14 protein-coding genes and 1 pseudogene are annotated in these 13,651 nt (G+C 58.8%); 10 read left to right on the forward strand and 5 right to left on the reverse strand.

The annotated features are described in order from the left end of the window. Positions 1-5 precede the first annotated feature (5 nt). The 6 genes from ybeY to trmB all read left to right on the forward strand — a co-directional run bounded on the left by ybeY (position 6) and on the right by trmB (position 6,338). Positions 6-512, forward strand: coding sequence for an rRNA maturation RNase YbeY (ybeY, locus tag QE432_RS14885; RefSeq protein WP_003514801.1), 507 nt, complete (start codon positions 6-8; stop codon positions 510-512). A gap of 15 nt (positions 513-527) precedes the next feature. Further along, positions 528-1,673 (forward strand): hemolysin family protein, encoded by a 1,146-nt coding sequence (locus QE432_RS14890; RefSeq protein ID WP_003514803.1) that lies wholly within the window; start codon positions 528-530, stop codon positions 1,671-1,673. A 198-nt stretch (positions 1,674-1,871) separates the two neighbouring features. Next, complete coding sequence (gene lnt, locus QE432_RS14895) at positions 1,872-3,461, forward strand: apolipoprotein N-acyltransferase (protein ID WP_025592268.1); 1,590 nt, start codon at positions 1,872-1,874, stop codon at positions 3,459-3,461. 134 nt (positions 3,462-3,595) lie between these two features. Continuing rightward, on the forward strand, positions 3,596-4,015 hold the full coding sequence (locus QE432_RS14900; RefSeq protein WP_003514807.1) for a helix-turn-helix domain-containing protein: 420 nt from the start codon (positions 3,596-3,598) through the stop codon (positions 4,013-4,015). A gap of 188 nt (positions 4,016-4,203) precedes the next feature. After that, positions 4,204-5,466 (forward strand): methionine adenosyltransferase, encoded by a 1,263-nt coding sequence (gene metK, locus QE432_RS14905; protein WP_003514808.1) that lies wholly within the window; start codon positions 4,204-4,206, stop codon positions 5,464-5,466. A 173-nt stretch (positions 5,467-5,639) separates the two neighbouring features. Beyond that, the gene (trmB, locus tag QE432_RS14910; protein ID WP_111804315.1) at positions 5,640-6,338 is read left to right on the forward strand and encodes a tRNA (guanosine(46)-N7)-methyltransferase TrmB; all 699 of its coding nucleotides are present in this window, start codon (positions 5,640-5,642) and stop codon (positions 6,336-6,338) included. A gap of 12 nt (positions 6,339-6,350) precedes the next feature. Here the strand turns inward: trmB and QE432_RS14915 are convergent, their stop codons facing one another. Together QE432_RS14915 and QE432_RS14920 are read right to left on the reverse strand one after the other, a co-directional pair. Further along, on the reverse strand, positions 6,351-7,250 hold the full coding sequence (locus QE432_RS14915) for a ribokinase (RefSeq protein ID WP_306624785.1): 900 nt from the start codon (positions 7,248-7,250) through the stop codon (positions 6,351-6,353). A gap of 53 nt (positions 7,251-7,303) precedes the next feature. After that, positions 7,304-8,335 (reverse strand): annotated as a pseudogene (locus QE432_RS14920) (DNA recombination protein RmuC); the annotation flags it as partial. Positions 8,336-8,378: 43 nt separating this feature from the next. Between QE432_RS14920 and QE432_RS26665 the strand changes: the two are divergent. The 4 genes from QE432_RS26665 (at position 8,379) to truA (ending at position 10,942) form a co-directional block, all read left to right on the forward strand. Next, positions 8,379-8,504 (forward strand): hypothetical protein, encoded by a 126-nt coding sequence (locus QE432_RS26665; RefSeq protein WP_373465142.1) that lies wholly within the window; start codon positions 8,379-8,381, stop codon positions 8,502-8,504. Positions 8,505-8,646: 142 nt separating this feature from the next. Then, entirely contained in the window at positions 8,647-9,159 is a 513-nt protein-coding gene (gene def, locus QE432_RS14925; protein WP_065703749.1) for a peptide deformylase, read from the forward strand. Between the two features lie 47 nt (positions 9,160-9,206). Continuing rightward, positions 9,207-10,142, forward strand: a complete 936-nt coding sequence (fmt, locus tag QE432_RS14930; RefSeq protein WP_111790134.1) for a methionyl-tRNA formyltransferase — start codon at positions 9,207-9,209, stop codon at positions 10,140-10,142. Then, positions 10,142-10,942, forward strand: a complete 801-nt coding sequence (truA, locus tag QE432_RS14935) for a tRNA pseudouridine(38-40) synthase TruA (RefSeq protein ID WP_019564416.1) — start codon at positions 10,142-10,144, stop codon at positions 10,940-10,942. Before fmt ends, truA begins: the two co-directional genes overlap by 1 nt. A 13-nt stretch (positions 10,943-10,955) precedes the next feature. Here truA and QE432_RS14940 read toward each other — a convergent pair whose 3' ends face one another. The 3 genes from QE432_RS14940 to dapD are packed head-to-tail and all read right to left on the reverse strand — an operon-like array spanning position 10,956 to position 13,601. Beyond that, complete coding sequence (locus tag QE432_RS14940) at positions 10,956-11,552, reverse strand: hypothetical protein (RefSeq protein ID WP_306624787.1); 597 nt, start codon at positions 11,550-11,552, stop codon at positions 10,956-10,958. Then, entirely contained in the window at positions 11,536-12,732 is a 1,197-nt protein-coding gene (gene dapE / locus QE432_RS14945; RefSeq protein WP_113555574.1) for a succinyl-diaminopimelate desuccinylase, read from the reverse strand. The genes QE432_RS14940 and dapE overlap by 17 nt, the downstream gene beginning before the upstream one ends. Positions 12,733-12,746: 14 nt before the next feature. Next, the gene (gene dapD, locus QE432_RS14950) at positions 12,747-13,601 is read right to left on the reverse strand and encodes a 2,3,4,5-tetrahydropyridine-2,6-dicarboxylate N-succinyltransferase (protein WP_306624789.1); all 855 of its coding nucleotides are present in this window, start codon (positions 13,599-13,601) and stop codon (positions 12,747-12,749) included. Positions 13,602-13,651: the final 50 nt, after the last annotated feature.

The following is a 13,651-nucleotide window of genomic DNA, read 5'->3' on the forward strand; positions in this document are numbered from 1 at the left end:
AGACAATGACAGCTCTGGATATTCAAATCAGCGTCGAGGCCGAAGGCTGGTCCTCGGAAGAGGACCTTCTTGCCTTCGCCACCAAGGCGCTGGATGCAGCGGTTGATTTTTTGAAGCGGGAAGAGAACCAACCCTTCCCGAAAATGCCGGTGGAACTGTCGCTGGTCTTTACCGACGATGAAAATATCCGGGAAATCAATGCCGAATGGCGCGACAAGGACAAGGCAACCAATGTCTTGTCTTTCCCCGCTTTTCCGCTGGAACCGGGCGGCATGCCTGGCCCGATGCTGGGCGATATCGTCATCGCGCGCGAGACGGTTGAACGCGAGGCTCTTGAACTTGAGAAGAGTTTCGAGGATCATCTGACCCATCTTCTTGTTCATGGGTTCCTGCACCTGTTCGGTTATGACCACATGGATGAGGAGGAGGCGGAAGAAATGGAGTCGCTTGAGACTCGCATTTTGGCGGTGCTTGGCCTATCTGATCCTTATGCGGGACAGGAACCGCTTTGAATATTGTCTGGAGCCATGAACGAACATTCTGCACGACCTGCCAATGAGGGCAGAGAAAACGGCGAGCAGTCCTCCTCGGAGGAGGGCAGTAGTCATTTACGGAACGACTCCAATGCAAAGCCGAGATCAACGATCTGGTCGCGCATTGGACGGTTGCTGAAACCGTCACAGGGCGAGCGCCTGCGCGAGGATTTGACCGACGCGCTGATGGACGACACCGAAATCGGTGCCGCCTTTTCGCCCGAAGAGCGGGCGATGCTGAACAATATCCTGCGTTTCCGGGAGGTTCGGGTCGAAGATATCATGATCCCACGCGTGGATATCGACGGTCTCGACCAGAATATGACCATCGGCGAAGCTCTGATCCTCTTTGAGGAAACCGGGCGCTCCCGCATGCCGGTCTACGATGAGACGCTGGATAATCCGAAGGGCATGATCCACATTCGCGATCTGCTGGCCTATGTCGCCAAGCAGGCGCGCAACAAACGCCGGGTGGGATCGCGTGGCGTTGCCTATGGCGAGGCGAAGGCTCCGCGCTCGCCGCGACCGAATTTTGACCTGGCACGGGTGGATCTGGAACAGACGGTCGCCGATGCCGGACTGGTGCGTAAAATTCTTTTTGCACCCCCCTCCATGCTGGCCTCCGATCTTTTGAAGACCATGCAGGCACAGAGAACACAGCTTGCCCTGGTGATCGACGAATATGGTGGCACGGACGGTCTCGTCAGCCATGAGGACATCGTCGAGATGGTGGTGGGTGACATTGATGACGAGCACGACAAGGACGAGACGATGTTTTCGCGTCTATCCGCCGACGTGCTGGTGGCGGATGCCCGCGCAGAGCTTACAGAACTTGCCGAGGCAATCGGACCGGAATTCGATGTCCGCGAACATCTTGAAGAAATCGATACGCTCGGCGGCCTGATATTCTTCGCGCTCGGCCGCATTCCGGCCAAGGGTGAAGTGGTCAGGGCCGTACCTGGTTTCGAGTTCCAGATCCTCGATGCGGATACAAGGCGTATCAAGGGTGTCCGTATCGTCCGCGATCATGGCTCGGAAGGGCAGGATGACCGCGCGCCGGGCGATGCCGATGCCGATGAGGTTATTCCGCTGCCCGCGCCGGATGTTCGCCTCATCACCCACCAGCAAAACGCTGACTGAGGTGGGCGACGGGATGCTCCCCGTCGCCTCCGCTCCTTGAACGCGTCATCAAGAGTCCAAAAGGACGCACGGTGCTCCGGCGATCATCCCTTCTGTGGACTGCGAATCTTTTTTCCTTTACGTCGAGTCTAAAGGGAAATTCCTTTGCGCGGCCATGCCGGGTTGGGCTTTTCCGGGTGGGCATTAAACGGAGATGGCATGGAGCGTCTTGCAGGCAGGGTAATGCTGGCCGGCGGCAAAAGCCGCGCAGTGATGGCGATTGCCGCAGGCGCGGTTGGAGCGCTTGCCTTGCCTCCGGTTGGCTTTTTCGCAGCGCTTTTTTTGTCTTTCACCCTGCTTGTCTGGTTGGTCGATGGCTGCACCGGCAAGCCGGGCGGCGGCATCTTCAGCCGCATCATGCCCGCTTTCGGCATCGGTTGGTGTTTCGGCCTTGGTTATTTCGTGGCGGGCCTGTGGTGGCTGGGCAATGCGCTCCTGCTGGAAGCTGACGAGTTCGCCTGGGCGCTACCGCTCGCCATCCTCGGCCTTCCGGCTGTTCTCGCCGTGTTTTACGGTTTTGCGGTCGCAGCCGCCAATATCGTCTGGTCGGACGGTCTCGGCCGTATCGCCGCACTTGCGGCCGCATTCGGCCTTTTGGAATGGCTCCGCAGCTTCATAGCAACTGGCTTTCCCTGGAACGCCATCGGTTATGGCATCATGCCTGTGCCGATCATGATGCAGTCGGCGCATCTGCTTGGTCTTTTTGGTGTCACCACGCTTGCCGTCTTCATCTTCGCCTCGCCTGCCTTGATCGGCACGAAAAAAGGCATGTGGCCGGGTCTCATTGCGGCGGGCCTGCTGCTGGCTGGCCATTTTGGTTATGGCTTTTACCGCCTTCAGACACCGTTGGAGACACCTGCGGACGCGCTGACCGTGAGGATCGTGCAGCCGTCGATCGACCAGTCCCGCAAGATGCTGAATGCAGACAGGGCCGAGATTTTCAGCGAGCATCTGCGCTTGACGGGCCTGCCGCCTGGCGAAGGAAAAAAACGCCCAGATATCATTGTTTGGCCGGAGACCTCCGTGCCTTTCATCCTGACGCAAAATCCGGACGCTCTGGCGGAAATCGCCAAGACGCTTGAAGACGGGCAGGTCCTGTTTACCGGTGCGGTCAGAATGGAAGATGCCGGTGCCGGCCGGCCTCCGCGTTACTACAATTCGGTCTATGCGATTGACAGTCAGGGCGAGATCATCGGCGCGACCGACAAGGTCCATCTGACACCCTTTGGAGAATATGTCCCTTTCGAAGATATTCTACGGGGATTCGGCATCAATAATGTCATCAGCCTGCCGGGCGGCTTTTCAGCCGCGTCTTCGCGCACGCCTTTGACGCTTCCTTCCGGTAAAACCCTCTATCCCCTGATCTGCTACGAGATCATTTTTCCCGAAGAGATGACCCCTGGTCTGGCGGGCGCCGCAGCGATCCTGAACGTCACGAATGATGGCTGGTTCGGCGATACACCCGGCCCTTATCAGCATTTTCTGCAGGCAAGAGTACGGGCCGTTGAAACGGGAGTGCCGGTGATTCGCGGCGCTAATACCGGAATTTCCGCCGTTATAGATCCCTATGGTCGTATTATTGCCGGGTTGGATTACGGCCGGGTCGGAATTGTTGACGCCACCTTGAGTGGTGGGTCAAATGACGCTGTTACTTACGACATACATCGGACGTATTTCTGGTTGATTTTTTCTATCATGCTGACCGTTTCGGTATTTTCTGCCTGGCGTTTTGCCAGGCGCCAGAATTGACCGGGAACCCCTACAATTGCATAGTGAATACGTCAGTCGTAAAACAAGTTTAGACGCTGTCGAAATACCAGCTCATTTCTTCGAATAAGCAATGAAACGAGATATCAACCCTTTCCGAGTGTCAGGACCGCATGATGACCGAAAATAAGAAAAAGCCTAACCCCATCGACATTCATGTCGGAAGCCGAATTCGTCTTCGCAGAACCATGCTGGGCATGAGCCAGGAAAAGCTGGGTGAAAGCCTCGGAATTACCTTTCAGCAAATTCAGAAGTATGAAAAGGGCACGAACCGCGTGGGCGCCAGCCGCCTGCAGAATATTTCCGCGATCCTGAATGTGCCGGTGTCCTTCTTCTTCGAGGACGCGCCGGGTGATCAGGCCGTCGGCACGACGGGCATGGCAGAAGCATCGAGTTCCAATTACGTGGTGGATTTCCTGTCGTCTGCCGAAGGCTTGCAACTGAACCGCGCTTTCGTGAAGATCGCCGACCCGAAGGTTCGCCGCCGCCTCGTTGATCTCGTGAAGTCGCTCGCCGCCGAAGGGGATGCTGAGTAGCACTCGCAGGCGACTGCTTTATTTTCCAGCGTACGGCGCTGGACACTCAACGGTCCGCAAGGGCCGTTTTTTTGTGCCCAATTAGAAAGGAATTCTCACATAAAGATATATTTATGTGGTTGTGTCCTTGTCTTTCATGGCCGAAATGACTAACAAACTCGAAGACCGTTCTTTGAGGGGAATCCCGCATGCGTGCCAATTACCTGTTCACCAGCGAGTCCGTGGCCGAAGGTCATCCGGACAAGGTTTGTGATCGTATTTCCGATGAAATCGTGGATCTCATCTATCGTGAGGCATCCAAGACGGGTGTCGACCCCTGGACCGTGCGCATCGCATGCGAAACGCTTGCGACGACGAACCGCGTCATTATCGCCGGTGAGGTTCGGGTTCCCGATACCCTGCTGAAAAAGGACAAGGACGGCAAGGTTCTCAAGGATGCTGCCGGCCACCCGGTCATCAATCCCTCGAAGTTCAAGTCGGCTGCCCGCAAGGCGATCCGCGACATCGGCTACGAGCAGGATGGTTTCCACTGGAAGACGGCAAAGATCGACGTTCTCCTGCATCCGCAGTCGGCGGATATCGCGCAGGGCGTGGACAACGCCTCCGACAAGCAGGGCGACGAGGGTGCCGGCGACCAGGGCATCATGTTCGGTTACGCCTGCAAGGAAACGCCGGACCTGATGCCGGCTCCGATCTATTATTCCCACCGTATTCTGCAGCTGCTCGCGACCGCCCGTAAAAGCGGCGAAGGCGAAGCTGCGAAACTCGGTCCCGACGCGAAGAGCCAGGTGACGGTTCGTTACGTCGACGGCAAGGCTTCGGAAGCCGTGTCCATCGTTTTGTCCACGCAGCATCTCGATGCCAGCTGGGATTCGAAGAAGGTTCGCGAAGTTGTCGAACCCTATATCCGCGAAGCTCTGGGTGACTTGAAGATCGCCGATGATTGCCAGTGGTATATTAACCCGACGGGCAAATTCGTCATTGGTGGTCCGGATGGCGATGCGGGTCTGACCGGCCGCAAAATCATCGTGGACACCTATGGCGGTGCTGCCCCCCATGGCGGCGGTGCATTCTCCGGCAAGGACACGACCAAGGTCGACCGTTCCGCGGCCTATGCTGCCCGCTATCTGGCCAAGAACGTGGTGGCTGCCGGTCTGGCCGAGCGCTGCACCATTCAGATTTCCTACGCGATCGGCATCGCCCAGCCTCTGTCGATTTATGTCGATCTGCACGGTACCGGCAAGGTCAGCGAAGATCAGGTCGAAGGCGCCATCCGCAAGGTCATGGATCTGTCGCCGTCGGGCATTCGCCGTCATCTCGATCTCAACAAGCCGATCTATGCCAAGACGTCCTCCTACGGCCATTTCGGTCGCAAGGCGGGCCGTGACGGTTCCTTCTCCTGGGAGAAGCTCGATCTGGTGAAGCCGCTCAAGGAAGCTTTGAGCGCTTGAGGCATTTCCAGTAAAATTGCGTAGCGATTTTACGTTCGGAAAATGCGGGGACTTGTTCTAAGCCTTGTCATTCGATGGGGATTGAGAGATACCGGTTGCACCATTTGTAACCCGCATAGTGCCATTCAAGTGGCCCTGTGCGGGTTTAGTCTATTTGTTCTTGAGAGTATGACATGACGGAAGAGCGGCGTTCGCGCGCAACGGAAGCGTTTTTTGGCAGACGCAAGGGCAAGCCCCTGCGCAATCAGCAGATCGATACGATCGAAAACCTGCTGCCTTTGCTGAAAATCGATCTGGAAAGCGCGCCTCCGAAAAATCTCGTCGCTCTCTTTCCGGCGGATGTGAAATCGGTGCGTCTGGAAATCGGTTTCGGCGGCGGCGAGCACCTTGCCCACCGCGCGGTTGAAAATCCTGAGACCGGCTTTATCGGCGTCGAGCCCTTCGTCAATTCCATGGCCAAGCTGCTGGCAAGCGTGCGTGAAGGCGAGTTGATGAATATCCGCCTTTACGATGATGACGCGACGCAATTGCTGGATTGGCTGCCGGATGGGTCGATCGATCACATCGATCTTCTCTATCCCGATCCTTGGCCGAAGAAGAAGCACTGGAAGCGCCGTTTCGTTTCCGACGTCAATCTTGCCCGTTTCCATCGCGTCCTGAAACCCGGTGGCAAGTTCTGCTTTGCTTCCGATATCGATACCTACGTCAACTGGACGCTACAGCATTGCGCTCGCCACGGCGGTTTCGAGTGGACGGCGGCAAGTGCCGAGGACTGGCACACCCCCTATGCCAACTGGCCGGGCACGCGTTATGAGAACAAGGCGAAAAGAGAAGGCCGCAGCTCGGCCTATCTCACTTTCATTCGCGTTTAACAGCTCGAACCGTCAGATATTCGCGTCCACTTCGGCAGCAACCGGAATGGAAGGCTGGGCGCCGGCGCGGGTGCAGGCGAGCGAGCCTGCGACGGCGGCGCGCTTCAGCGCCTTTTCGAAATCCATACCCTGATCGAGGCTGGCGGCGAGATAACCGCAGAATGTATCGCCAGCGCCGACAGTATCGACCGGCTCGATCTTGAGACCGGACGCCTTGAAGACCTTGCCGTTGCGAATGGCGATCACGCCATCAGCACCAAGCGTCACGATCAATGTCTGGCCGGTCTGCTCATGCAGGGATTTGAGTTCATTTTCCCGTTCGGAGGCTGAAAGTCCGTTTTTGCCGATCAGTAGTTCGAACTCGGTCTCATTGGCGATGACGATATCGGCAAGGCTGGCAAGGCGCGGCCCGTCCGCGGTCAGCGGCGCGGTATTGATGATAGTGGTGATGCGTTTAGCCTTCGCGGCCGTCAGTGCTGCTTCGATTGAGGGTGCGGGCACCTCGAACTGAAGCATCAGAATATCGCCCGGTGCCATCTCCGCCACGGCTCTTGCGGCGTCGGATGCGGAAACTTCGCCATTGGCGGCGGGAATGACCGAGATCATGTTCTCCCCGCCTTCACCGATCAGGATTACGGCGGTTCCCGTGGGGCCGGGCGCGGTCTTGACGAGCGAAAGATCGGTGCCGGCATCGCGCAGCAATGTCAGCGCTGGCGCGGCAAAGGTGTCATCACCCGTAGCGCCCGCCATTTTGACTGTTGCACCTGCGCGCCGTGCGGCAAGCGCCTGATTGGCTCCCTTTCCGCCGGCCGCCGTGGAAAAGGTCTCTCCCGTCACGGTTTCACCGGGTTTGGGCAGGCGTTTGGCGGTGGCGACGAGATCCATGTTGATGGAGCCGAAAACAGTAATCATCAGGGCATGTCCGTATGAAATTCAAAGCAAGGCGGCGACTTTGCCCGAGGGGATCACTCGTCGTCAACCACCCGCAACTTGGCCGTTCCTGCCCTGTTCTCTGCAAAGCGTCGCGCCTGCTCGATTTCGCTGTGGGAGGTCTCCTTTTCCGTCGGCGAAAAATCGAGGCCCTCGATCTTCTGGCCACGCGCCAGCACCTTGTCGGAGGAAATCAGCATCATGTCGACATCTTTCTGCGCCAGCCCGAAATGGGCTTGCAGCTTGCGCGTCCGGTCGTCCAGCCGCCGCACGTCATCCATGAGAAGCGCGACTTCACCCTGAATGAGGTGCGCCTGCTCGCGCATGCGCTGGTCCTTCAGCACCGACTGGATAACCTGCACCGACAGCATCAAAAGCGATGGCGAGACAATGACGACACGAGCGCGATGGGCACGCTGTACCAGATATTCGAAATGCTGGTGAATATCGGCGAAGATCGATTCCGACGGCACGAAGATGAAGGCCGTATCCTGCGTTTCGCCGCGTATCAGATATTTCTCAGCCACGTCGCGAATATGCACTTCCATATCGCGGCGGAACTGCTGGGTCGCAGCCCGTTTGCCCTCGGGCGTTTCATCCGCCTTCAGCGCATTCCACGCCTCCAGCGGAAACTTGGCGTCGATGACGAGGGACGGGGCGTTGTTCGGCATCCTGATGATGCAGTCTGGTCGGTAGCCATTCGAAAGCGTGGGCTGAAGCTGAAAGGCCCCGGCGGGAAGCGCATCGGCGATCAGCGCTTCCATCCGCGCCTGCCCGAAAGCGCCGCGCGTCTGCTTGTTGGAGAGGATCGCCTGAAGCCCGACCACGTCCTTTGCCAGATCCTGAATATTACCCTGGGCGGCATCGATAACCGCAAGCCGCTCCTGCAGGCGGCTTAGATTCTCGTGTGTCGACCGGGTCTGCTCGGTCAGCGTCTCGCCCAGCCGCTGCGACATGCCGTCGAGGCGCTGGTTGATCGTCTGGCCCATCTCGCTCTGGCGCGTGCCGAGCGTCTCGGCCATCGCCGCGATCCGGCCGTGCAGTTCCGACTGGGTTTTCAACAGATCGGAAATTTCACCATCGGCTTCCGCTTTTTTCCCACGACTTTTCGTGACCATCCAAAAAGCGGAACAGGCCGAAAACGAGAGCCGCAAGAAGCCCGCCGAAGCTGATGTCGACGGAGCCGGCCCGCATGGCGGGATCGAGGAGAAAAGAGAAATCGATACTCATGGCTAAATCTACCAGATTTCCAGTGATTCGTAAGATCAAAACAAGAACATTCATGCGGCGGAATTGAGTCGGGCAAAACCAGCCGAAGGTCTCATTTCGACCGCGTATTTTTTATTTCCTCCGCGCAAGAGATACGTTATGGGAAGCCATGACTATCAAACCGCTTATCATTTTGCCCGATCCCGTGCTGCGCCAGCAATCAAGGCCCATCGAACAGGTGGATGCCGAAGTGTTGCGCCTTGCCGACGATATGCTTGAAACCATGTATGATGCGCCGGGTATCGGCCTTGCCGCCATTCAGGTGGGCGTGCCGCGCCGCATGCTGGTGATCGACGTTTCGCGCGAGGACGAGGAGAAAAAGCCGGTCGTCTTCATCAATCCGGAAATCCTCAGAGTGTCGGACGACGTCTCGGCCTATGAGGAAGGGTGTCTCTCCATTCCCGATTATTATGCCGAGGTAGAGCGTCCCGCATCCCTAACAGTGCGATATGTCGATCGTGACGGCAAGCAGCAGACGGTCGATGCGGACGGACTTCTGGCGACGTGTCTGCAGCATGAGATCGACCACCTGAACGGCATTCTGTTCATCGACCATATTTCGCGCCTGAAGCGAGAAATGGTCATCAAGAAATTCACCAAAGCAGCCCGCGCTAAGGTCTGATTCGTCTTAAATATGTAGACGGACCGGCATAGAGGGCAGGGGGCGATATGGCTCTTCGCATCATTTTCATGGGCACGCCGGATTTTTCCGTTCCCACGCTGCGTGCATTGGTGGACGCTGGTCACGAGGTCGTTGCCGTTTATACGCAGCCGCCGCGTCCAGGCGGTCGCCGTGGCCTCGATCTGCAGAAATCGCCGGTGCATCAGGCGGCCGAACTGCTGGGTCTGCCCGTGCTGACGCCGGTGAATTTCAAGGCCGAGGAAGACCGGCAGCAATTCAGGGAATTCAACGCCGATGTCGCGGTTGTCGTTGCCTATGGGCTGCTATTGCCCGAGGCTATCCTGAGCGGTACGCGCCTTGGCTGCTATAACGGCCACGCCTCGTTGCTGCCGCGCTGGCGCGGCGCTGCTCCCATTCAGCGGGCGATCATGGCTGGCGATGCCGAGACGGGCATGATGGTCATGAAAATGGAAAAGGGGCTGGATACCGGCCCGGTGGCGCTGACCGCCAAGGTCACGATCGGTGAGAATACCACGGCAGGTGAATTGCACGACAGCCTGATGCTGACAGGCGCGCGGCTGATGCGGCAGGCGATGGACAAGCTGGAAGCAGACGATCTTCCTCTCGTTGCGCAGCCGGAAGAAGGCGTCGTTTATGCCTCGAAAATCGACAAGGGCGAGACCCGGATTAATTTTTCCCGGCCGGCACAGGACGTCCATAACCATATCCGCGGCCTTTCGCCTTTTCCCGGCGCTTGGCTGGAAATGGAAATCGGCGGTAAGGCCGAGCGCGTGAAGGTTCTGGCGTCAGAACTGGCGAGCGGTATGGGCGAAGCAGGCGCTGTGCTCGATGAAGCCCTGACCATCGCCTGCGGCAGTGGCGCGGTGCGGCTTACCCGTTTGCAGAAGGCGGGTGGCAAGCCGCTGTCGGCTGCCGATTTCGTTCGTGGCACACCCGTTCCCGCCAGAACGAGGCTCGGCTGATGCCGCGTTTCCGCATGACCGTCGAATATGACGGTACGCCTTACTTCGGCTGGCAGAGACAGGATAACGGCCCTTCAGTTCAGGGCGCGCTTGAAGCTGCCGTCCGGTCGCTGACCGGCGAGACTGTGTCGATTCGCGGCGCTGGCCGCACCGATTCCGGCGTGCATGCCGTGGGACAGGTAGCCCATGTCGATCTTTCCCGCGATTGGGCGCCATATAAGCTTCGCAATGCTCTCAACGCTCATCTGGCCATGGCGAAAGAGGCTGTCTCGGTTGTCGACGTAACGGCTGTAACCGAGGATTTCGACGCGCGCTTCTCCGCGCTTCGCCGCCATTATCTGTACCGCATCATTTGCCGGAAAGCGCGGCTGGCACTCGAGCACAAGCGCGCATGGTGGGTATCGAAAGATCTGGACCACGAACGCATGCATGAAGCTGCACAGATGCTCGTCGGCCGGCACGATTTTACCACTTTCCGCTCGGTTCATTGTCAGGCGAGCAGCCCGGTCAGAACGCTCGACCGGCTGGATGTGACGCGCAATGGCGATCTTATCGAGATACGCGCCACCGCGCAGAGCTTTCTCCACAACCAGATACGCTCTTTTGCCGGAACGCTGAAAATGGCCGGTGAAGGCAGCATGACACCGGAAGACGTGCGCGCGGCACTGGAAGCACGGGATCGCAAAGCTTGCGGCCCCGTCGCGCCGCCGGATGGTCTCTATTTCATGCAGGTCGATTATCCCGACGTCATTCCGCCGCGGGTCTATTCAAAGGTCGAGACGGTCGAAGACACCGACTAAAGTGTCTCGTTTCTCAGGCCGGATAAACGCCGAGAAAACGCTGCAGCGCCTCGGACAGAAGCATGCCCGGCACCAGCAGGGTCATGACGATCGCCGAGACAAGCAACGACTGGTCGCGGATGAAGAAGCGCACGATCCGCGAAAAGGCGAAGACCAGCGACAGCAGGAGTGCCAGCCAGAGAATGGCGATCAGCCCCTGCAAGGGCGGCAGAAAAAACGCGATCAGGATCAGAACCGCATAGGCATAGGAAAACGGCAGCGACAGCCAGTTCATGGTGGTGACCAGTGCGGTGAATTTTTCCCGTGCGCCAAAGGCGAACAGCAGCATGCGGATCAACAGCAGCGGCACGATCCAGCAGATAGCCTCGACCATCGCAAGGCGGAAAAAGAAGATGAACCCCGTTCCTGTTCCGGGCGGATAGCTTGCCAGGAACGCAGCGCGCAGCCACAGCCAGGACACCAGCATGGCCGGCAGGCACCAGAGGGCGGAGTAGAAGGACCGCCACATGCCGCGCTCGGAAAGGTCCAGATAACGCGCGCCGGTGTGGTCGCCGAGCAGCAGCAGCCAGAGGCCTTTCAGATAGAGCCTTACTTCACTTGCCGTCGGCATGGGAGAACCAGCGTTCGATGAAGGTCTCGTAGATGCGTGTCAGCGTCTCCAGATCGGCGACTTCCACGCGCTCATCGACCATATGCATGGTCTGCCCGACGAGGCCGAATTCCACGACGGGGCAATAATCCTTGATGAAACGCGCATCAGACGTGCCGCCGGTAGTCGAAAGCTTGGGCTCCTTGCCTGTCACGGCTTCCACGGCGCCGGAAAGCGACGAGATGAGCGCATTGTTCCGGGTCAGGAAAACATGGGCCGGACGGTCGGCCCAGACGATCTCATATTTGACCGGGCTGCGGTCGGGACGAAGTTCTCCTTCGGCAGCGGCGGCATCGAGGCGGCGGATGATTTCCGCCCGCAGGCTCTCCACCGTCCAGCTGTCATTGAAACGGATGTTGAACGACGCCGTCGCCCGTGCCGGAATGACATTTGTGGCGGCATTGCCGGTGTCGATGGTCGTCACTTCCAGATTGGACGGCTGGAAGTCGTCCGTGCCGTGATCGAAGGGCGGATGCATCAGCGCGTGGGTCAGTTGCAGCAGCCCGCGAATGGGGTTGTCGGCCAGATGCGGATATGCGGCATGACCTTGCACGCCATGCACGGTGATGCGGCCCGAAATCGATCCCCGGCGGCCGATCTTGATCATGTCGCCCAGCTGGTCGGGGTTGGTCGGTTCACCCACCACGCAGGCATCCCATGTCTCGCCTTTGGCGGCGGCCCATTCCAGCAGCTTGGAGGTGCCGTTGATCGAGGGGCCTTCCTCGTCACCGGTGATCAGGAAAGAAACGGAACCTTTCGGTTTTCCGTGTTTCTCGATGTAGCGGGCAATGGCGGCAACGAAACAGGCAATGCCGCCCTTCATGTCCACCGCACCACGGCCGAACATTTCGCCGCCGGCAATTTCAGCGGCAAAGGGCGGATGGCTCCATGCCGCCTCGTCGCCCACCGGAACGACATCGGTATGGCCCGCAAACATCAGGTGCGGACCTTCCGTGCCAAGCCGGGCGTAGAGGTTTTCAACGTCAGGCGTTCCCGCTTCCGTCGCCACCATCTTTTCCACCGCAAAGCCAAGCGGTGAAAGCAGGGTGTCTAGCAGGGATAGCGCGCCACCTTCGGCTGGTGTCACCGAAGGGCAACGGATGAGGGCGGCGAGATTGGCAACGGGATCGGTCGTGGTCATGGTATCAGCTTTTATCAGTCGCGCAGAAGCTCGTTGATGCCGGTCTTGGAGCGGGTCCTTTCATCGACGCGCTTGACGATGACGGCGCAATAAAGGCTCGGGCCCGGCTCGCCGTTCGGGAACGGCTTGCCCGGCATGGTGCCGGCAACGACGACGGAATAGGGTGGCACTTCGCCATAGGTGATCTCGCCGGTGGCGCGATCGACGATCTTGGTCGACTTGCCGATGAAGACGCCCATGCCGAGAACGGCGCCTTCGCGCACGATGCAGCCTTCTACGACTTCCGAACGTGCACCGATGAAGCAATTGTCCTCGATGATGGTCGGGCCGGCCTGAAGCGGCTCCAGAACGCCGCCGATGCCAACGCCGCCGGACAGATGCACGTTCTTGCCGATCTGCGCGCAGGAGCCGACCGTCGCCCAGGTGTCGACCATCGTGCCTTCATCGACATAGGCGCCGAGATTGACGAAGGAAGGCATCAGCACCACGTTCTTGGCCACATAGGCCGAGCGGCGCACGACGGCGTTAGGCACTGCGCGGAAGCCCGCAGCGCGGAACTGGTTTTCACCCCAGTTCTCGAACTTCGACGGCACCTTGTCCCACCAGGTGGATTCACCGGGGCCGCCGGTGACGATCTCCATGTCGTTCAGACGGAAGGAGAGGAGCACGGCCTTTTTCAGCCATTGGTTCACTTTCCAGTTCCCGTCCGCCTGCTTTTCGGCGACGCGGACCTTGCCGCTGTCGAGAAGTTGAAGAGATGTGTTCACCGCGTCGCGAACCTCGCCCTTTGTCGATACGTTCACACCGTCACGGTTGTCGAAGGCTGTTTCGATGGTGGTTTCGAGAGAGGTGAGATCCGGAAGGCTCATGGAAAATTCCTTGAATGTCGCGTGTGTTCTTGGCCACGGATGGTCCCGCG

Origin of the sequence: Agrobacterium sp. SORGH_AS_0745 (genome assembly GCF_030818995.1) — a bacterium.
Lineage (GTDB): Bacteria > Pseudomonadota > Alphaproteobacteria > Rhizobiales > Rhizobiaceae > Agrobacterium > Agrobacterium tumefaciens.